This is a genomic window from Pseudovibrio sp. POLY-S9 (genome assembly GCF_001431305.1).
In the GTDB taxonomy this organism is placed as follows: domain Bacteria; phylum Pseudomonadota; class Alphaproteobacteria; order Rhizobiales; family Stappiaceae; genus Pseudovibrio.
Genome location: NZ_LCWX01000079.1, coordinates 15,806 through 35,789, shown reverse-complemented (window position 1 = coordinate 35,789; position 19,984 = coordinate 15,806). Strand labels below are relative to the sequence as shown.

At 50.6% G+C, this 19,984-nt stretch carries 13 protein-coding genes and 1 pseudogene; 9 read left to right on the top strand and 5 right to left on the bottom strand.

The features are described from left to right. The 5 genes and pseudogenes from PPL9_RS05985 to PPL9_RS05965 form a co-directional block, all read left to right on the top strand. A pseudogene (locus PPL9_RS05985) lies at positions 1-269 on the top strand (ribonuclease T); the annotation flags it as partial. A 75-nt stretch (positions 270-344) separates the two neighbouring features. Next, positions 345-1,589, top strand: a complete 1,245-nt coding sequence (locus PPL9_RS05980; protein WP_057461834.1) for an AMP-binding protein — start codon at positions 345-347, stop codon at positions 1,587-1,589. Positions 1,590-1,762: 173 nt separating this feature from the next. After that, complete coding sequence (gene hemH / locus PPL9_RS05975) at positions 1,763-2,809, top strand: ferrochelatase (protein ID WP_057461833.1); 1,047 nt, start codon at positions 1,763-1,765, stop codon at positions 2,807-2,809. A 148-nt stretch (positions 2,810-2,957) separates the two neighbouring features. After that, the gene (locus PPL9_RS05970; RefSeq protein ID WP_057461832.1) at positions 2,958-3,932 is read left to right on the top strand and encodes an SPFH domain-containing protein; all 975 of its coding nucleotides are present in this window, start codon (positions 2,958-2,960) and stop codon (positions 3,930-3,932) included. Positions 3,933-3,937: 5 nt separating this feature from the next. After that, complete coding sequence (locus tag PPL9_RS05965; RefSeq protein WP_057461831.1) at positions 3,938-4,405, top strand: NfeD family protein; 468 nt, start codon at positions 3,938-3,940, stop codon at positions 4,403-4,405. Between the two features lie 2 nt (positions 4,406-4,407). Here PPL9_RS05965 and PPL9_RS05960 read toward each other — a convergent pair whose 3' ends face one another. From PPL9_RS05960 to PPL9_RS05950, 3 genes are all read right to left on the bottom strand, one after another. Further along, the gene (locus tag PPL9_RS05960) at positions 4,408-5,268 is read right to left on the bottom strand and encodes a flagellar motor protein MotB (protein WP_057461830.1); all 861 of its coding nucleotides are present in this window, start codon (positions 5,266-5,268) and stop codon (positions 4,408-4,410) included. Positions 5,269-5,292: 24 nt separating this feature from the next. Continuing rightward, positions 5,293-6,063, bottom strand: a complete 771-nt coding sequence (locus tag PPL9_RS05955; protein WP_008551696.1) for a MotA/TolQ/ExbB proton channel family protein — start codon at positions 6,061-6,063, stop codon at positions 5,293-5,295. A gap of 200 nt (positions 6,064-6,263) precedes the next feature. Further along, complete coding sequence (locus tag PPL9_RS05950) at positions 6,264-7,277, bottom strand: KpsF/GutQ family sugar-phosphate isomerase (protein WP_057461829.1); 1,014 nt, start codon at positions 7,275-7,277, stop codon at positions 6,264-6,266. Between the two features lie 242 nt (positions 7,278-7,519). On the opposite strand from PPL9_RS05950, the gene PPL9_RS05945 reads away from it, so the two are divergent. From PPL9_RS05945 to PPL9_RS05930, 4 genes are all read left to right on the top strand, one after another. Next, the gene (locus PPL9_RS05945; protein ID WP_208989205.1) at positions 7,520-9,031 is read left to right on the top strand and encodes an outer membrane beta-barrel protein; all 1,512 of its coding nucleotides are present in this window, start codon (positions 7,520-7,522) and stop codon (positions 9,029-9,031) included. A gap of 202 nt (positions 9,032-9,233) precedes the next feature. Continuing rightward, on the top strand, positions 9,234-10,451 hold the full coding sequence (locus tag PPL9_RS05940) for a lytic murein transglycosylase (RefSeq protein ID WP_057461827.1): 1,218 nt from the start codon (positions 9,234-9,236) through the stop codon (positions 10,449-10,451). 62 nt (positions 10,452-10,513) lie between these two features. Further along, complete coding sequence (locus PPL9_RS05935; protein ID WP_208989204.1) at positions 10,514-11,674, top strand: DUF459 domain-containing protein; 1,161 nt, start codon at positions 10,514-10,516, stop codon at positions 11,672-11,674. 186 nt (positions 11,675-11,860) lie between these two features. Further along, positions 11,861-13,201: a methyl-accepting chemotaxis protein gene (locus PPL9_RS05930; RefSeq protein ID WP_208989203.1), complete on the top strand. Its 1,341-nt coding sequence runs from the start codon at positions 11,861-11,863 to the stop codon at positions 13,199-13,201. Positions 13,202-13,843: 642 nt separating this feature from the next. On the opposite strand, the gene PPL9_RS05925 is transcribed toward PPL9_RS05930, so the two are convergent. After that, positions 13,844-15,277 carry a glutamate synthase subunit beta gene (locus tag PPL9_RS05925; RefSeq protein ID WP_057461824.1) on the bottom strand — a complete coding sequence of 478 codons (1,434 nt, stop codon included), beginning with the start codon at positions 15,275-15,277 and terminating at the stop codon, positions 13,844-13,846. Positions 15,278-15,288: 11 nt separating this feature from the next. Further along, positions 15,289-19,971 (bottom strand): glutamate synthase large subunit, encoded by a 4,683-nt coding sequence (gltB, locus tag PPL9_RS05920; protein WP_057461823.1) that lies wholly within the window; start codon positions 19,969-19,971, stop codon positions 15,289-15,291. Between the last annotated feature and the right edge of the window lie 13 nt (positions 19,972-19,984).

Genomic DNA, 19,984 nt, shown 5'->3' with positions numbered 1-19,984 from the left:
TGAACGGTTCAGCTGTCCGTGATCTGTTTGCTGCCAACATCGGTGAGGTGCTCACGACAGCGCAGGTTCGTGCGGCGTTTGATGAAACCTTTGGCGCTGGTGCAGGGAACCGCGTTCAGGTGCGTTGCAAAGGTGGTTTAATTACCGAGCTCTTTATCAATCTGAAGGGCAGGGTTGAGCCAGATACCCCGATGAGTGAGTTACTGTTGGCCGCGAAGCCAGTGCAATCTGATTGTCAGGGCCGCGTTGATCCTGTCGGATTTAACTAGAGTACCTGTCCAATAAATTTGCGGGAGGCTTTGGTCTCCTGCTGGGAAGATGTTTGAGGCCATGGGAGGGCTTCTATGGGAAACCAATATTTTGATGAGTTGGAGATCCGGTCCCCAGAGGAACGAGAAGCTTATCTGATGGCTCGGTTGCCGGGGCAGATTGCCATGGCAAAGAACGAGGCGTCTGGTTGGGCAAAGCATCTGGCAGATGTTGACCCAGTTGAAGTCACGAGCCGTGAAGCTTTGGCTAAGCTCCCTGTTCTCCGTAAGGCGGACCTTCTTGCGGCTCAGGCTGAAGAGCCCCCACTTGGTGGGTTCGCTGCTGGTGACTTTTCTACATACAAACGCATCTTTATGTCTCCGGGACCAATCTGGGAACCGCAGGGATCCGAAGCTGATCCATGGAAATCAGCGCGTGCGTTCCATGCGACTGGAATTCGTCCGGGAGATATCGTTCACAATGCGCTGTCCTATCACATGACACCGGGTGGGTTCATTCTGGATCAGGGCGCACGTGCATATGGCTGTGTGGTCTTCCCGGCTGGTATTGGTAATACGGACATGCAGGTTTCTGCGATCTCGAGCCTGCGCCCGACGGCTTATGCCGGTACTCCGGACTATCTGAAGGTTATTCTGGACCGTGCTGTCGAATTGGGGGCGGATGTAAGCTCCATTAAGCATGGTCTTGTTTCTGGTGGGGCGCTTTATCCGAGCTTGCGTGAGGAATACGCAAGTCGCGGCGTGAAGGTTCTGCAAGCCTATGCGACGGCTGATCTAGGCATCGTGGCTTATGAAAGTGAAGCCATGGAAGGTCTGATTGCCAACGAAGATTTCATTATTGAAATTGTTCGTCCTGGAACGGGAGAGCCTGTTGCTCCGGGTGAAGTTGGTGAGTTGGTCGTGACGACATTCTCGCCAACCTATCCGCTTATTCGTTTTGCAACGGGAGATTTGTCTGCAGTGCTACCGGGCATTTCGCCGTGCGGTCGTACGAATATGCGCCTGAAAGGGTGGATGGGACGTGCAGATCAACGTACCAAAGTGAAGGGCATGTTTGTTGACCCGGCACAGATTGAGCGTCTGCGCAAAAACGCTGGTGATGAGGCCGGGCGTGCGCGTCTCTCAGTCGTGCGCCAGGGTGAGCAGGACCATATGATCCTGAAGGTCGAGACTGAAGCTGCAAGTGATGATTTCATTGCGGCTTTGAAGAAATCTCTGAAAGAGCACACTGGCCTCAATGGTGATGTGGAACTGGTTGCCCCCAATACCTTGCCAAACGATGGTAAAGTGATTTCTGATGAGCGTGAAGTGACTGCATAGCAGCTCTTGGTTTGATCGATTTTGAGAATGCCAGTTTGCGTTTGTGGGCTGGCATTTTTCTATTTTGGGTAGTTTCACGGTAATAATCAGAAAATCACAGGGTTTGACCTTGGCGCGGGCATTGGGAAACTCTATTTAGCAATTGGATTGGATCTGATGCGCATAGGGGTCTCATGAACCAGAGCACAAGCGGTAACGCAACAAAGCAAGAAAACCACCCTCCGGTCTCCTTTGGGAAAGTGGGTGTGCTTCTTGTAAATCTTGGGACACCAGACGGGACAGATTACTGGTCCATGCGTCGTTATCTGGCAGAGTTTCTCTCAGATCGCCGCGTCATTGAGTGGTCGCGTTTTCTCTGGTTGCCCATTTTGCATGGAATTGTCTTGAGCAAGCGCCCGCAAAAGTCCGGTGAGGCCTACAAAGAGATCTGGAACAACGAGCTGGATGAAAGTCCGTTACGCACCATTACACGGAGCCAATCTGACAAGCTTTCTGAGATGCTTTCGGGTCTGGGTGACAATGTTGTTGTCGATTGGGCTATGCGTTATGGCAATCCATCCATTGCGAGCCGTCTTGATGCGCTGAAGGAAAAGGGTTGCGACCGTATTCTCGTCTTTCCGCTTTACCCGCAATACTCAGCTTCGACGACGGCGACCGTAAACGATGAGGTCTTTCGTACACTTTTGAAGATGCGCTGGCAGCCGACCATTCGTATTGTGCCGCCTTATCATGATGACGATACTTACATCGACTCGCTTGCTGCTTCGATCAAGAACAAGCTCAGTGAGCTGGATGAAGAACCAGAGATGGTTCTTGCGTCTTTCCACGGCATTCCGCAGAGCTACTTTGATAAGGGTGATCCATACCACTGCCACTGCCAGAAAACGACTCGCTTGTTGCGTGAGAAGCTTGGGTGGGATGAGACGAAGCTGCAGATCACTTTCCAATCTCGCTTTGGTCCAGAAGAGTGGTTACAGCCTTACACGGACAAGACAGTTGAGAAGCTGGCGAAAGATGGTGTGAAACGGATAGCTGTTTTGAATCCGGGCTTTGTAGCTGACTGCCTTGAAACTCTGGAAGAAATCGCTGGTGAAGCCGCCGAGATTTTTGAAGAGCATGGAGGGGAGCAGTTTACGCATATTCCATGTCTCAATGATGCTCCTGAAGGTATGGCTGTGCTGGAGAATGTGGTTCGCCGTGAGCTTCAGGGTTGGATCTAGAAGTTAAGTTTTAATTTACTATGTAAAGAAGAGCACTCGTTTCTTTTAGGAAGCGGTGCTCTTTGGCATTTATTCGTGCAGTTTTCTCTGGTTTTAATGGGACAAAGCTACGATAGTTAAGGCAAATTCCTCCAAAGGATTAATAGATATGGATATTTTGACAGGTAGTTCGATTACTGTCCTCATTTTAGTGGCTGTGATCATTTTTGTTGTATTTGCTGGCGCGAAGATGGTTCCTCAAGGCTACAACTACACAGTTGAACGCTTTGGAAAATACCGGAAGACACTGCATCCGGGTCTGAACATCATCATCCCGTTTATTGACCAGATTGGTCATAAGTTGAATATGATGGAGCAAGTGCTTGATGTTCCAGCGCAGGAAGTGATCACCAAAGACAATGCAACGATTACTGCTGATGGTGTGACTTTCTATCAGGTGTTGAGCGCTTCTCAGGCAGCTTATGAAGTTCTGGGCCTGCAGAATGCGATTCTGAATCTGACCATGACCAACATTCGTAGTGTTATGGGGTCCATGGATCTGGACGAACTGCTTTCCAATCGTGATGAAATCAATGCTCGATTGTTGCGTGTCGTTGATGCGGCTTGTGAGCCATGGGGCGTGAAGATCACTCGTATTGAGATCAAGGACATCAATCCTCCGAACGATCTGGTTAATGCGATGGGTCGTCAGATGAAAGCTGAGCGTGAGAAGCGTGCTTCGATCCTGGAAGCTGAGGGTGCCCGGCAGGCTGAGATTGCTAAGGCAGAGGGTGTGAAGCAGTCACTCATTCTGGAAGCGGAAGGCCGCCAGCAAGCTGCTATGCGCGATGCTGAAGCGCGTGAGCGTCTGGCACAAGCTGAAGCTAAGGCTACCATGATGGTTTCTGAGGCGATTGCCAAAGGTGATATGGGTGCGATCAACTACTTTGTTGCTAACAAATATGTTGAAGCGTTCGGTGAACTTGCGAAGTCTCCAAACCAGAAAACTCTCATTCTGCCTATGGAAGCAACTGGGATGATCGGAAGCCTTGCCGGTATTGCTGAAATAAGCAAAGAAGTACTGAGGGACAACGAACACCGTCGTTCCAGCCGTATTCCAAATACCGGTAGTTCAGAGGGCTGATCGATATGCTGATTGAGCTGTTCCAAAACAGTATTGAACCTTGGGTTTGGTTTGCCTCCGGGCTTGTTCTTATTGGGCTTGAGCTGGTTGTTCCTGGCTCATTCCTGATCTGGTTTGGGGCAGCGGCTCTCGTTGTTGGCGCTCTGGTTGCATATTTTGATATGGACTGGCGCTGGCAGCTTGTGCTGTGGGGTGTCTTGTCCGTCAGCTTCCTCCTTATTGGTCGTCGTTTGACTGTTAAAGATGATGACAAAGAAGGTGATCCGCATCTCAATAAAAGAGGGAGCCGATATCAAGGACGTGTGTTTGTGTTGAAGCAGGCACTCGCTCATGGCAAAGGCACGCTTGAGATTGGTGACTCTATTTGGCGTGTAAATGGCCCGGATTTACCAGCAGGTGCCCATGTGAAAGTCGTCGGCCAAGACGGCACAACTCTCATTGTGGAAGCGGCTTCAGAAGGCGAAGAGGCCTAGGCCTATTGGTATGGATTGAAATCTGGTGGCAGCGGCGGTTCTTCTGCCATCAGCAGAATTGAGATGCGGCGGTTTGCTGCAAGATATGGGTCATTCGGGAAGAGAGGTTCAGAATCAGCTTTTCCCACTACAGAATGAATATTGTTCGAGGGCAGACCATACTCAGAAAGAATCTGTCGTGCTGTGTTTGCGCGATCTGCTGAGAGTTCCCAGCCAGTTTCACTTGGAGCGGTGATGAGCTGTCCTGTCGTCGTGTGTCCGGTAATGCGGACACGGTTTGGCATTTTTGCCAGAACAGGTGCCATTTTAGCGAGGAGCTGCCTTGTTATCTCATAAGGGTACTTTGACCCTTCCGGATACATTGAACGGCCTTCCTGATCCACGATCAGGATGTTAAGGCCTTCATCTGTTTCTTCAAGAATGATGTTGTTGGAGATCTCTGTGATCTCAGGCATTTCCTGAAATGCCTGCCGGAGCGAAACGACTGCGGTTGCAAACTGCCTCGGCTTCTCGATATCTGCCTTCTTGGTGGTGTGGGTGTTTGCTTCCGGGCCTTGTTTACGCTTTTCTGGATGGCTCTCAGTTGCAAAATCAGCGTCTGTAATTTGCTTCTCGTAGGTGATGTCTTTCATGAAATCGCGTAGTGGCACACCTTCGATTTCAAGAACACCAGCGCGTTTGGTCACCTGTTTGATGCCGAATGCGTCTTTGATCGAGCCCGCAACAACCTGAAGTTTTTGCTTGTCTTGGACCGAGAACGAAATAATCAAAACGAAGAAACACACGAGCAGAGACATCAAGTCTGCAAACGTCAGCATCCATGCGGGTGCGCCTGCGGGAGCTGATTTTTTTCTACCTGCCATTGTGTCTCTCCCTTGCCCGAAGGACTAAGCCGCCGCTTCAATCATGTCGCTGCGGCCTTTTTCTGGGATATAAGCCAGCAACATTTCACGGATCAACGATGGGCTTTTGCTTTCACGAATCTGCAAAACGCCGTCGATGACAAGGGTTTGATTTAGCTCTTCCTGCTCAAATTTGGAATCCAGTTTATCGGCGACTGGGATACACACTACGTTTGCGATGAGTGAGCCGTACAGCGTTGTTAATAGCGCAATCGCCATGGAAGGACCGATTGTGGATGGATCATCCATAGTCGCAAGCATCTGTACCAGGCCGACAAGCGTTCCGATCATTCCAAAGGCGGGAGCTGAGTCGCCAAGTGCACGGTATACGCGGGCGCCTTCATTCAAACGGGTCAGGTAGAGATCCCGCTCTTTTTCCATCGAGTCGCGAATGAGATTGTAGTCGTAACCGTCAGCCACATACTGCATGCCTTTGGCGAGGGTAGGTTCCTCAATCTCGACATTCTCCAGACCGAGAGGGCCTTCCTTGCGAGCAGTTTCTGCAAGATGAGCGATATTCTCGACAAGTTCGCGAGGCTCGATCTTCTTATGGGTGAAAGCGAGTTTCGCTCCCATTCCAAAAGCACTTAGCAACCCATTTAGTGGGAATCTGACGAGTGTGGCTGCGAGGCCGCCACCTACCACGATCAAGATGGAAGGAAGGTCAACGAACTGGCTGAAGCTTCCACCCAGAAAGATAGCTATCAGCACAGTTACGCAAGCAGCGATAACGCCGATTATCGTGGCTAGATCCATTTAGCTTACCCGAATGTGCGCCTTTGATGAGGCAATTTAACTAGTGTTAATTTGGGGTATTAAGGCTAACCAAATCCTAATAAATGGGAAAAATTGGGTTGTGCTGTTGGAAGATGTGAACCAAATGGATGGCTATGAGAATCAAAATGCCCGAGGATGAACACATCTCGGGCATTTAAAGAGCTTGTTTCAGGTGCGGGTCAGGCCGCGCCGATTTTCAGAAGATCAAGTGTGCGTATGATTCCAACTGGCTTATCATTACTGACAATGAAGAGTGAGCTGATCTTGAGTGAGTTCATTACTTCCAGTGCTGATGGCGCCAGAAGTGTTTCTTCAATTGTTTTTGGATTGTGCGTCATGACGTCCTCAACTTTCATATCGAGAAAGTTCGGGCTGATATGGCGGCGTAAGTCACCATCCGTGATGACGCCAATGAGTACTCCATCATTATTGGTAATGCCAAGAACGCCAAATCCCTTTTGGGTCATCAAAACGAGCGCTTCTTTCATGAGCATACCGTTCTGGGCGACTGGTAGATGATCACCTGTGTGCATGACATCTTTCACATGCATCAGGCTCGCACCTAGTTTGCCGCCAGGATGGTAAACTTTAAAGTCTTGAGCTGTAAAACCTTTTGCTTCCAAGAGCGCAATTGCAAGTGCATCTCCTAGAGCTAGCTGAATTAAAGTGCTGGATGTGGGAGCTAATCCATGAGGGCAAGCCTCTGGAACTTTAGGCAATGTCAGACAGATATCTGAGGCTTGACCAAGTGCACTAGCTGCATTGCGGGTGATAGCGATCAACGGCACCTTAAAACGGCGGGTGAAGCCGAGCAGGCTTGCAAGTTCTTGGGTTTCGCCAGACCAGGAGAGGGCAATAACCACATCATCTTCGGTGATCATACCAAGGTCACCGTGGCTTGCTTCGCTTGCATGCACGAAGAAAGCGGGCGTGCCGGTGGACGCTAACGTTGCAGCTAGCTTGGTACCAATGATCCCGCTCTTGCCAATACCAGAGACGATTACACGGCCTTTTGAGTGAGCGATTGTCTCTACCGCTTTTGTGAAAGGTTCTGCCAAGCCGTTGGAAAGACTTGCCTGTAACGCATTGAGCGCAGCAATCTCTGTTTCAATCGTCTTTGCAGCGGAGTGTATCCACTCATCAGCCGGGCGCAGAGGACGGTCTTCATGCGTTAGAAATGATGGCATATGCATTTGGCACTACTTCTTGGCTTTGCTCTCAGGAGCACAATGACGCTTTTGCAGCAAGATTCCTGCACTAGATAAGAGTGCATTGTGAACACTCTGGGGCAAGACTTGGTTTCCCCTCTACCAAATCTGAATTGAGAAAACAATCAAGGGTAGAGTGTCTCTTTGCAAGGAAACGTTAACCATGTTCGGCGAGTGTGGGGCTTGTTGAATTTCCTTCATTTGAAGGTGGATTGCTGGAATATTTTATGTGGTTGCGCCCAGACGTTTTGAAGAGCATTCAAAACAGGTCAATTCTGGCCTGTGTTTTGATGCTGGGCGCATTTCCGTGGTGTTATGCAGTCGCGCAAACCAGTGATCTGGAGTTCAGGGATAGCCTCACTTTTGAGAATGATCCGAGTGCGGATTTTGAAAATCCCTCAGAAACGGATGCAGTGCCCTTTGAGCAATTGATTGAAGAAGGACGACCACGCACTGGAGCTCAGCCTCCCGTCCCGACTGTTAGCCAGCAACTCACTGGTACTGGTCGCAGGAGTAGGGCAGCCAAGTTTTCGGAGAGAGTTGCAGCTGCTTCTCGTCTTTCACGACCCGTTGGTGGAGGGGGGAATTCTGATGAGGGTGTTTTTGATGGAGAGACTGTTCAGGACCGACCTGTTGGCATTCAGCTTGGATCGTTACGCCTGACACCGTCGTTTGATGCTGGCCTTGGCTGGACCGACAATGCTGAGCAGGCAAATGGCGGTACGCCGGATGGGTTTTATGAAGTTGATGCGGCAGTTGGTGTGGTTTCAAATTGGGAGCGGCACGAACTCGGGTTGGAGCTTCGGGGTAGCCTTCGCGCTTTCTTTAGTGAACCTGACAATAACCAGCCTGTTGTCACCGGTCGTGGGAATGTGCGTCTCGATCTGGGTGACCTGACAACTGCCGGTATTGATGGTGTTTATTCATTTTCGCGAGAGGAGCGGTCTTCTGCTGAGAATGAGGCGTCGACCGGGCGTACCAATTCTGTGCAGGAAATTGGAGGTAGATTCTCACTCAGCAGGCAAGTTTCGTTGGTTCAGCTGCGTGGCGGCATTGGTGTAGACCGTACGATTTACGGTGGGCAAATGAGCAGTTCGCAGCCTCGCGATAATACTGTTTATGACGCCACTCTGCGTACATCATTTGATAATGGGGCTGCATTTGAACCTTACTTAGAAGGTGGGTTTCTTGTCCGAAAATACGATCAAGATTGTAGCGGTGATCCATCCTGCTTCGATAGAACATCGCGTGGTTACTTTGTAAAATCCGGTCTTCGTGTTGATCGTGGACCTAAGCTTCGGGGGGAGTTTGGGGTTGGTTATCGGGCTGAGTATCTGGATGACAATCGCCTTGATGCTTTGCAGGGACTGATTTTCGATGGAGCTTTTGTTTGGTCTCCTACACGCCGGGATACTGTGACCGTTGGTGGAGCAACCAGCTTTAGCGGAACCAATATCAGTGGAGCTTCTGGTTCAATTCTTTATGCGGGTGATGTTCGGTATGCACATCAGTTTACTCAGGACCTGGTTGGTGATGTCCAGTTTGGCTACACTTACAGGACGTATCAAGGGGTGGATATTGTTGAGCAGGAGGGAACTGGATCCTTTGGTTTGGTGTGGGCTTTCTCCAAGGATGCAGCACTGCTTTCTCGTTATACGTTCCGTGCGTTTGAGAGCTCCTCGCCAAATAGCAACTATACGAGCAGCCTCATTGAAGCTGGCCTTCGGATAAGACGCTGAATTCTTGAAGTGTTTTGGAGCGCGTTAATTTTTTGAGATGCATCTAGTAAAAATTGACAAGCTTAAAAAGGGGTTTTGATTAAAAACGGCCTTTTTTTTACCATGGTTGACAGTCATGGCAGTATTGCCTCCGAGGGCTAAGCAAAAAGACTGCGCAAAGTGCGCCTAACAACCTCCCATTCGGGTGACTGGAGAAAGCAGTATGCGATTTTCTTCTTTGCCAGCTGTCCTGTGCGCTGGGTTTCTATTTTTCAGTAACTCCTACGGCTTTGCTCAGGGGAGTGATTTTCAAAAATGGATTGCAAGCTATAAGCGGACTGCTGTAGCTCAAGGCGTTAACGCTCAACTCTATGATCTTGTCTTCAAGGGGATGACCCCTGATCCACGAATTAAGAAGAGTGCAGAGAACCAACCTGAGTTTACGCGTGCTATCTGGCAGTATCTGGATAGCGCCGTTTCAGAGGATCGGGTGCTCCACGGGCGCCGCATGGTGGATGAATGGTCTGGTTGGCTTGATAAGATCGAGGCCAAATATGGCGTGAACCGTCATGTCGTGCTGGCGATCTGGGGCATGGAAAGTTCATATGGGCGTATTCTCGATAATACATCGATTGTTCGTTCAACGCCTCGTGCTCTCGCAACACTGGCTTACAATGGTGGCCGTCGCGGAAAGTATGCACGCAAGCAGCTTATTGCTGCTCTCAAAATTCTTCAAAATGGTGATGTTTCGCCTACGCAAATGCGGGGGTCCTGGGCGGGTGCCATGGGGCATACGCAGTTCATCCCGACGACTTATCAGGCCTATGCGGTCGATATTACGGGTGATGGAAAAAGAGATATCTGGAATAGCATTCCTGATGCGTTGGCTTCAACAGCAGCCTATCTCAACAAGATGGGTTGGCAGTCAGGGCAGACCTGGGGCTATGAGGTTACTCTACCGAAGAACTTCAATTACCGCTTAAGCAACCAACGCAAGCAGCAGTCTGTTGTGAGTTGGGGCAAGCTTGGTGTGAAGCGGGCGAATGGCTCGAAGTTCCCACGTGGTGCTGACATGGCGCGGCTTTATACACCTGCTGGAGCGAAGGGCCCTGCGTTCCTGCTGCTCAAAAACTTCTACGTGATCAAACGCTATAACAACTCAAGTGCTTATGCGCTTGGGGTTGGGCACCTTTCTGATCGATTGTTGGGGCTTTCTGGTTTTGCTGTAGAATGGCCGCGTGGTGATCGCCCTCTGACATTTAGCGAGAAAAAAGCGCTTCAGAAGGGGCTTTCCGAGAAGGGTTATAAACCTGGAGCTGTAGATGGAAAGATTGGTCAGAGGACCCGTCAGGCTATTCAGGCTTATCAAAAAGCGTCGGGACTGGTTCCAGATGGTCACGATTCAATAAAGCTTCTTAATAGGTTGCAAGGTAGAACATAATCGGGTTTCCTAATGGCAGGAAACCAATGCTGGTGGTTGGTTCCTGTTGGAGACTCGCGATTATGCAACGATCCTTTTTGTCCTTTGCGTTTGTGGCACTGATAAGCCTTTGCTTTGTCAGTGTTTCTGTTATTCCCGTTGAGGTTGCAGCTCAGGTGCGAACCAACAGCACAGGCGCCCCTAAAAAAGGCAACAAGTCATTCTTTGGCTGGTTGTTTGGTGGGGGGAATAAAAGAATTGAGCAGGCGAATCCTACCAGGAAGAAGCGACGCAGAAGCACAACGCGCAAAAAACGTAGTGCTGGCGTTGCCGCAGTGAATACTCCCAAGATCGTTGAAAAAGAAAAGAGTAAGGACGCTAAGGTCCTTCTGGTCATTGGTGATAATCTGGCGATGGGATTAGCTGATGGTTTGAAGGCCGTGTATGCTGAAACGCCTTCGATTAAGGTCAAGAAGCTTGTCTATCCCCGAACTGGCCTTGTTGCAGATAAAAAGCCGGACTGGCCGGAAGATGTGACAGCTGTGTTGAAGAGTGAAGACGTAGGTCTTGTGGTGGTTTCTCTGGGCGCGCGCGATAACCGGAATATCAAGGTTGTTGGACAAGGCGTTATTGATGGGCAGCTTGCCAACTACGCTGAAGAACTGCAGTTTCAAGGGGAAGAGTGGAAGAAAGAATACCGCTTCAGGACAGCGTCCTTGGTTGCAGCCGTCCGGAATGAGCAATTGCCTCTGATTTGGGTGGGGCTTGCTCCGGCTGAAGAGTATCTGACGAGTGCTAACTTCAGCTATCTCAATGATTTGTTCAAAGAGCAAGTTGAACCAGCTGGAGGTATCTTCGTTGATATTTGGGCTGCCTTCCAAAGTGAGGAGGGAGAGTATACGCCTCATGGACCAGATATTACCGGTAAGCGCCGCCGATTGAGGGCGACGGACGGGGTCTACTTTACCTGGGCTGGATACCGGAAAGTTGCTTACTTTGTGGAGCGAGAAATCGCGCGCATATTTGGTAGTGCGACGGCCTTCATTTTTGAAGGTGTGAAAGATGATCCGAACTTTATTGTTCTGACTGGACGCTTAACTTCTCCCGAAACCAAGCTTATCGGACCTGACGATAAAGGCGGGAAAGCTGCAGCGGGGAGTGATCTGTTCAAACTGACTGTCTCTGGAGAAGCATTGCCAGAGGTTTCTGGTCGTGCTGACGACACGCGTTGGACCGGATTTTAATATTTGAAGTATTCTTTGCCAGTTATGCCTTGAATATTGGCTGAGATTCAGAAATGTCTGCAGAAAATTAAATTTTATCGCTGTTTTTTCGAAAATGTATGCAATTCATAGCCTCATGGTAGTGTTCTGTTTACATACATGGGTAACATTACTCACATTAAACTTATGGGTGAAGTGGGGCTATTGATGGTTACCCAACCGCATGTTTTTAAGCTGTCGATGGTAGGCAAGTTTGTCTTGGTCGTATTTCTGGCCATGTCAATCATGTCGCTCGGCACGCTGTTTTCCTTTGTCACAATATACGATGCGTTGACGTCTGCTCTGGGAGATGAGGCGTTAAGGTCGCAGCTTATGTCTGATCATGGGCAAAGCGCGCTAGAGTCGCTGCTTGTCGATAATCTTATGTACATTGTGATGGTCTGTGCACCTGTGGGGGCTCTGTTCTTTGTTGTGGCTGTCGTCATTGCACGGGGCATGCGAAACAACATGGCTGCGTTGCAACGTGGTCTGGATGCGCTGGCTGAAGGGGCATTGGACACTGAGATCAAATGCATAGAACGTGGAGATGAAATCGGGGCGATTGCTCGTTCTATTGCTCAGTTCCGTGTTGTGCTGAAAGATAGGGCTGAAGCAGATGCAAAAGCAAAAATACAGCAGGAGCTGGAACTTGCAGATGCACGCAAACAGGCGTTAGCCAGTGTTGCCCAGGAGTTTGAGGCTTCAGTTGGTCATGTCGTGCATGATTTGCTGGAGATCAGTCAGGCAGTGGAGACACGCTCCAGAGAGCTGGATGCGAGCGTGCAGGGTGCTCACAGTGCCATGACATCTTCCAGTGATGTCGCGCAAACCACACAAACTTCAGTGAAAGCATTGGCTGAAGCGGCAGAAGGTGTGTCGCGTTCTTCGGGGATGATTGGTGATAACACCACACAAGCTGCCCGTTTTGCGCAGGATGCTGCCGTGCATGCGCACAAGACCAATGAGATTGTTGGGCGTTTGGTGGAAAGCGGGAAGGCTATTGGTGAGGTGATCGAGCTGATTGATCAGATCGCTGACCAGACTAACTTGTTGGCATTGAATGCAACAATTGAGGCAGCACGCGCAGGGGAAGCGGGGCGTGGCTTTGCTGTGGTTGCAAGTGAGGTGAAAAACCTTGCTGGCCAAACCTCAAAAGCTACCGAAGAGATTTCAACACAGGTTGAGTCGGTGCAAAAGGTCGCTGAGCAAGCTGTGACAGCGATCCGCTCAATCGGAGAGACAATTGAGCAGATTAATTTCTTATCAACTGGCATTAATGAAGCTGTTGGTGATCAGAAGCAGGCAACTGAGGATATCTCTCGGGATCTGAATAGCGCGCACCAGAATGTGTCGCAGGTCGCGACAGACATGCTGGATTTGGATAGTGGGTTTCAGAGCACAAAAGATGCTTCGAATGACCTGCATCAGGCTGCTGGAAAGCTGGGTCATCTCTCCGAGAACTTACGATCTGAAGTGGCAAGCTTCCTGGAGAATGTAAAAGCTGCTTGATGTTCTTTGCATGCCAGCGGGCAAACGATGGTGAGTGGTATTTGAAATAAAACTTATCCCCTTTACGCAAATGTGCCCCCATACTAATCCCATGCCCACGTGACGGGCAGCTGGCGGACCGTCCGTCAGCGTGTCGTGGGCTGGGTGGGGCTTTTGAGAGAGGTAACGCATCTTTCAAAGGTCCGATGGAACCGATTTTCAGACGTGACTGCATGGTCTGAGAGGAAGGGCCCAAGCTTGAGGGGCATCACGCAGTGGCATTTGCTGGTCAGAGCAATAAATGTCAGGGATAGAGGACCTGTTTAGGCCGGGAAACTTGCCAAAGCAAAGCTGTTGTCTTTCCAGGAAACTGGCTATCGTGTCTTTCAGGATAAGAGGCGATGTTGTCCATATCAAAATGCCCGGGCAAGGCACGTAGCCAATGCCAAAGACTCATTTCTAACAAGTAGCGCAGGTGTTGCCTGCTGCCTTGCTCATCCCGACCTTCGGGAATTCTCGTTTCACCACTGCATGGGAGGCCATGCGGTGCTTTTAGTGCTTGCAAGTTCAACTCAGAATGTATGAGTGAGAAAGAATGAAGCAACAACAAAGCCCCGGAAAGCGGGGCTTTCCGGGGCTTTGTTGTTTGATTGTCCGCTGTGTTTAGCGTGGCAGGTTGGAGGAACCTGTCAGGAACTCGTCGATTGAACGAGCGGCCTGACGACCTTCGCGGATAGCCCAGACCACAAGGGACTGGCCTTTGCGCACGTCACCAGCTGCAAAGACCTTTTTGATGGAGGTCTTGTAGTCTTCGGTGTTTGCTTTCACGTTGGTGCGTGGGTCCAGCTCCAGATCGTCACCAGCTTCTTTGACGTAAGTTTCCATGTTCGGGCCTGAGAAGCCAATGGCTGCAAGAACAAGGTCTGCCTTGAGAATGAACTCGGTTCCTTCAATTGGAACACGTTTTTCATCTACACGAGCACATTTTACGCCTGTTACGTGACCGTCTTCATCACCTACGATTTCGAGCGTTGCCGCGGAGAACTCACGTTCTGCGCCTTCAGCCTGAGAGGTTGAGGTGCGGAACTTCGTTGGCCAGTATGGCCAGAACTGGTTCTTATCTTCCTTCAGTGGTGGCATTGGACGGATGTCCATCTGGGTTACAGACAGAGCGCCTTGACGGAAGGATGTCCCAACGCAGTCAGATGCGGTGTCACCACCGCCAACAACAACAATGTGTTTGCCGCCAGCCCAGTATGGCTCTTCGCCCGATACATCTTCACCACCAACACGGCGGTTCTGCTGTACGAGGAATGGCATCGCATACATCGCACCTTTGAGATCCATGCCTGGAATGCCTGGATCGCGCGGGCGTTCTGCACCAGTGCAAAGCAGTGTTGCATCGTGACGTGTGTGGATCTCTTCAAACTCTACGTCTTTGCCGATTTCACAACCGTAGTGGAAGGTTACGCCTTCTCCTTCCAGCTGTGCTACGCGGCGGTCGATATAGTGTTTTTCCATCTTAAAGTCAGGAATACCATATCGCATCAAACCACCAGCACTTGGTTCGCGTTCGTAAACATGAACTGTGTGACCAGAGCGCGCTAACTGCTGAGCAGCTGCCATACCTGCAGGACCAGACCCAATAACTGCAACAGTTTTACCTGTCTTGGTAGCTGCTGGTTCGGGCTTGATCCAACCTTCCTTAAAGGCGCGATCAGCGATTGCTTGTTCGACAGTTTTAATTGCGACCGGAATGTCTTCCAGATTCAACGTACATGCTTCCTCGCATGGAGCAGGACAAATACGGCCCGTGAATTCAGGGAAGTTGTTGGTTGAATGCAGATTGCGTGATGCTTCTTCCCAGTCGCCAGCGAAAACCAGATCATTCCAATCAGGGATCTGGTTGTTTACTGGACAACCGGCAGGACCGTGGCAAAACGGAATGCCACAATCCATACAACGAGCTGCCTGACGCTCCACTTCCGGCTGCGAGAGCGGGACAGTGAATTCGCGAAAATGGCGGATGCGATCTGATGCCGGCTGGTAGTTTTGCTCCTGCCGGTCGATCTCCAAAAAGCCAGTTACCTTACCCATGTCTTCCCCTCTTATTCCGCAGCCGCGAGGCCCAGACGCGCAGCTTTCATTTCCTGAAGCGCGCGACGGTATTCAACCGGCATAACTTTCACAAACTTCGGACGCCAGTTCTCCCAGTCATTCAGAATATTCTGAGCTTTGGTGGAACCAGTATACTTCACGTGGTTTTCAAGAATGAGACGCAGACGTTCGTCGTCGTGGCGTGTCATGTCAGCTGACAGATCCACACGTCCTTTGTACTCGATGTCGCCGCCATGGTGATGCAGCTTTTCGAGCAGGTCGTCTTCTTCTTGCACGGGCTGAATGTCTACCATTGCAAGGTTACAACGGGAACCAAAAGTACCATCTTCGTCCAATACGTAAGCAACACCACCGGACATGCCTGCTGCGAAGTTACGGCCAGTCTGACCGATTACAACAACAACACCGCCGGTCATGTATTCACATCCGTGATCGCCAACACCTTCAACAACCGCAGTTGCTCCAGAGTTACGAACTGCGAAACGCTCGCCGCCAACACCGCGGAAGTACACTTCACCGCTGGTTGCTCCGTAAAGAACGGTATTCCCAACAATGATAGAGTTTTCCGGCACGATGCGGGTGTTTTCTGGTGGGCGTACGATAATGCGGCCACCTGAGAGGCCTTTGCCTACATAGTCGTTTGCATCGCCTTCAAGATCGATCGTCACGCCCTTGGCAACAAAGGCACCAAACGCCTGACCAGCCGTACCTGTCATAGAGATATGAATGGTATCGTCTTTGAGGCCTTTTGCACCGTAGCGTTTAGCAATCTGACCAGAAAGCATTGCGCCAACGGAACGATCAACTGACTTGATCTTTGCCGGGAACTCAACTTTTTCTTTGCTTTCCAGTGCTGGCATCGCGTTGCGAATGAGTTCACGATCCAGAACTTCGTTGATTGGATGTTCTTGAAGCTGTGACCAGCGGCTTTGTTCCTGGGTCGCATCTGGACGATAGAAGATCCTTGAGAAATCAAGGCCTTCAGATTTCCAGTGATTGATTGCAGTTTCTTTGTCGAGCATATCGGAGCGACCGATGATTTCGTCCAGTTTCCTGACGCCGAGTTCTGCCATCAATCCGCGAAGCTCTTCGGCTACATAGAAGAAATAGTTGATGACGTGTTCCGGAGTGCCTTTAAAGCGCTTCCGTAGAACCGGGTCCTGGGTCGCAATACCAACCGGGCAGGTGTTGAGGTGACACTTACGCATCATCAAGCAACCAGCTGCGATCAGCGGAGCAGTTGAGAAGCCATACTCATCTGCACCCAGAAGAGCACCAACAAGTACGTCACGGCCTGTACGAAGACCACCATCAACCTGCAAAGCGATACGGGAACGCAGGCCATTGAGAACGAGCGTTTGCTGTGTTTCAGCAAGGCCCATCTCCCATGGAGAACCAGCGTGTTTCAAAGAGGTGAGCGGAGATGCGCCTGTGCCACCGTCAAAGCCAGAGACCGTGATGTGGTCTGCGCGCGCTTTGGCAACACCTGCTGCAACAGTTCCAACACCAACTTCAGACACCAGCTTGACTGAGATATCTGCCTCTGGATTCACGTTCTTCAGATCGTAGATCAGCTGCGCCAGATCTTCGATTGAGTAGATGTCGTGGTGCGGAGGAGGTGAAATCAAGCCTACGCCCTGTGTGGAGTGACGTGTCTTTGCGATCACTGCATCCACTTTATGGCCTGGCAGCTGTCCGCCTTCACCCGGCTTTGCACCCTGAGCGACCTTAATCTGGATCATATCAGAGTTGACCAGATATTCGGTTGTTACACCAAAGCGACCTGATGCAACCTGCTTGATCGCAGAACGCATTGGGTTTGGAGATCCGTCCGGCAGTGGGTTGAAGCGTTCGGCTTCTTCGCCACCTTCACCAGTATTGGATTTACCGCCAATCTTGTTCATAGCAATCGCAAGCGATGTATGAGCTTCGCGAGAGATTGAGCCGAAAGACATTGCACCCGTTGAGAAGCGCTTGACGATGTCTTCTGCGGACTCAACTTCATCGATGTTGACTGGACGGCGTCCCAGCTCTTCTGCTGATTTGATGCGGAACATGCCACGGATTGTGTAACGGCCAGAGGCTTCGTTCACTTCCTTGGCGAATTCCAGATACTTTTCAGGCAGGTTGTTGCGTACCGCATGTTGAAGAGTGGCGATGCTGTCCGGGGTCCACATGTGGTTTTCGCCACGGGTCCGGTATGCATACTCACCACCAACGTCCAGCGAGCGACGCAGAACAGGAATATCCTCAAATGCATCGTGGTGACGAACAACAGTCTCTTCAGCAACTTCTTTTAGGCCGATGCCTTCGATGGTTGTTGCTGTACCGAAGAAGAATTTTTCTACAAATTCTGAATTCAGGCCAACCGCATCAAAGATCTGCGCACCGCAGTAAGACTGATAGGTGGAGATGCCCATCTTGGACATGACTTTGAGCATGCCTTTGTTAATGGCTTTGATGTAGCGAGAGACAACTTCATGCTCATCCACTTCCTCAGGGAAAGACCCTTCAGAGTGCATTGAACGGATTGTTTCGAATGCGAGATAGGGGTTGATTGCCTCTGCACCATAACCGGCCAGAACGCAGAAGTGATGAACTTCGCGTGCTTCACCCGTTTCAACCACAAGACCCACTGAGGTACGAAGACCTTTGCGGATCAGGTAGTTATGGACAGCAGCTGTCGCCAATAGTGCAGGAATTGCAATGCGGGCACGTGAGATTACGCGGTCAGACAGGATGATGATGTTGTAACCACCATGAACAGCTTTTTCAGCGCGAGCACACAAGCGCTCCAGAGCATCTGCCATGCCCTCGGTCCCCTTCTCAGCAGAGTAGGTGATGTCGAGGGTTTTGGTTTGGAACTGATTGTCTTCAATGTCACCAATAGCGCGGATCTTTTCCAGATCAGCATTGGTGAGGATCGGCTGACGTACTTCCAGACGTTTGGAGGTAGAAAGACCTTTCAGATCAAACAGGTTCGGACGTGGTCCAATGAAGGACACGAGGCTCATCACCAATTCTTCACGGATCGGATCGATCGGTGGGTTGGTTACCTGCGCAAAGTTCTGCTTGAAGTAGGTGTACAGAAGCTTGGATTTGTCTGAGAGGACGGACACAGGTGTGTCAGTACCCATAGACCCCAGTGCTTCCTGACCAACAGTTGCCATTGGCTGCATGAGAAGCTTGATGTCTTCTTGCGTGTAACCAAAGGCTTGCTGGCGGTCGAGAAGGGTTTCACCTGCAACCGGCGCGCGTTCGCGCACGGATGGAAGGTCTTCAAGAACCATCTGCGTGCGATGCAGCCAGTCTTTATAAGGGTTCGCCGTGGAGAGTTGGCGCTTGATTTCTTCGTCAGAAACAATACGACCTTCTTCCAAATCGATCAGAAGCATTTTACCCGGCTGGAGACGCCATTTCTGAATGATCTTCTCTTCTGGAATGTCGAGAACACCAACTTCAGAAGACATAACCACGAAGTCATCATCAGTGACGATGTAACGGGCAGGGCGCAGACCATTACGATCAAGCGTTGCGCCAATCTGACGACCATCTGTGAAGGCTACCGCTGCAGGTCCGTCCCATGGTTCCATGATAGAGGCATGGTATTGGTAGAAAGAGCGACGGTTTTCGTCCATCAGCGGGTTGCCGGCCCACGCTTCCGGGATCAGCATCATAGCTGCATGCGCAAGGGAATAGCCGCCAGTGGTGAGGAATTCCAAGGCGTTATCGAAGCATGCTGTGTCAGACTGACCTTCGTAAGAGATAGGCCATAGTTTATTGATGTCGTCACCAAATGCAGGAGAGGACACAGATGCCTGACGGGCTGCCATCCAGTTTACGTTGCCGCGCAAGGTGTTGATTTCACCGTTGTGCGCAACCATGCGGTATGGGTGAGCCAGATCCCACGATGGGAAGGTGTTGGTTGAGAAGCGCTGGTGAACCAACGCCAACGCAGAGATGAAGCGCTCATCACGCAGATCGTCATAGTAAGCGCCAAGCTGGTACGCGAGGAACATGCCTTTGTAGACGATGGTGCGGCTGGAGAAGGAAACGACGTAGAAGCCTTTTTCTACGCCCTCAGATTTCTCGCGCACTACGTTGGAGATCACTTTGCGCAGGATAAAGAGGCGGCGCTCCAGAATATCGCCATCAGTATTGTTTGGTAGAGTTACAAACAACTGACGGGAAACAGGTTCTGTCGCTGCAATATCCGGTGCTTTCGACAAAGAAGAATTGTCGACCGGAACATCACGCCAGCCTAATACTTCAAGACCTTCATCAGAAACACATTCCGCAACGATGCTTTCGCACTGCTCGCGGAGTTTTTTATCTTGTGGAAGGAAGAAGAAAGCAACACCGTATTCGCTAGCTTCTGGAAGATCGAATCCGATCTTCGAGCATTCTTCTTTGAAAAACTCGTGTGGGACCTGGGTCAGCATACCTGCACCGTCGCCCATCAATGGGTCAGCGCCAACTGCGCCGCGGTGTGTCAGGTTTTCAACGATCTGAAGGCCGCTTTGTACCACGTGGTGAGATTGTGCGCCTTTGAGGTTAGCTATAAAGCCGACGCCACAGGCATCGTGCTCTTTGGCTGGACTGTAAAGCCCCTCAGTGGCAGCAGTGCGGAGTTTTTCCGTAACGGTGCCTGTGGTGGTAGCTCGGGTTTTCATAGGTTCCCCCCCA

Coding starts and splice junctions, on each gene's coding strand:
- PPL9_RS05965 (WP_057461831.1), top strand. CDS start 3,938: ATGCTGATTGAGCTGTTCCAAAACAGTATTGAACCTTGGGTTTGGTTT.
- PPL9_RS05950 (WP_057461829.1), bottom strand. CDS start 7,277: ATGCATATGCCATCATTTCTAACGCATGAAGACCGTCCTCTGCGCCCG.
- PPL9_RS05940 (WP_057461827.1), top strand. CDS start 9,234: ATGCGATTTTCTTCTTTGCCAGCTGTCCTGTGCGCTGGGTTTCTATTT.
- PPL9_RS05980 (WP_057461834.1), top strand. CDS start 345: ATGGGAAACCAATATTTTGATGAGTTGGAGATCCGGTCCCCAGAGGAA.
- gltB (WP_057461823.1), bottom strand. CDS start 19,971: ATGAAAACCCGAGCTACCACCACAGGCACCGTTACGGAAAAACTCCGC.
- PPL9_RS05930 (WP_208989203.1), top strand. CDS start 11,861: ATGGTTACCCAACCGCATGTTTTTAAGCTGTCGATGGTAGGCAAGTTT.
- PPL9_RS05960 (WP_057461830.1), bottom strand. CDS start 5,268: ATGGCAGGTAGAAAAAAATCAGCTCCCGCAGGCGCACCCGCATGGATG.
- PPL9_RS05955 (WP_008551696.1), bottom strand. CDS start 6,063: ATGGATCTAGCCACGATAATCGGCGTTATCGCTGCTTGCGTAACTGTG.
- PPL9_RS05925 (WP_057461824.1), bottom strand. CDS start 15,277: ATGGGTAAGGTAACTGGCTTTTTGGAGATCGACCGGCAGGAGCAAAAC.
- PPL9_RS05945 (WP_208989205.1), top strand. CDS start 7,520: ATGTGGTTGCGCCCAGACGTTTTGAAGAGCATTCAAAACAGGTCAATT.
- PPL9_RS05970 (WP_057461832.1), top strand. CDS start 2,958: ATGGATATTTTGACAGGTAGTTCGATTACTGTCCTCATTTTAGTGGCT.
- hemH (WP_057461833.1), top strand. CDS start 1,763: ATGAACCAGAGCACAAGCGGTAACGCAACAAAGCAAGAAAACCACCCT.
- PPL9_RS05935 (WP_208989204.1), top strand. CDS start 10,514: ATGCAACGATCCTTTTTGTCCTTTGCGTTTGTGGCACTGATAAGCCTT.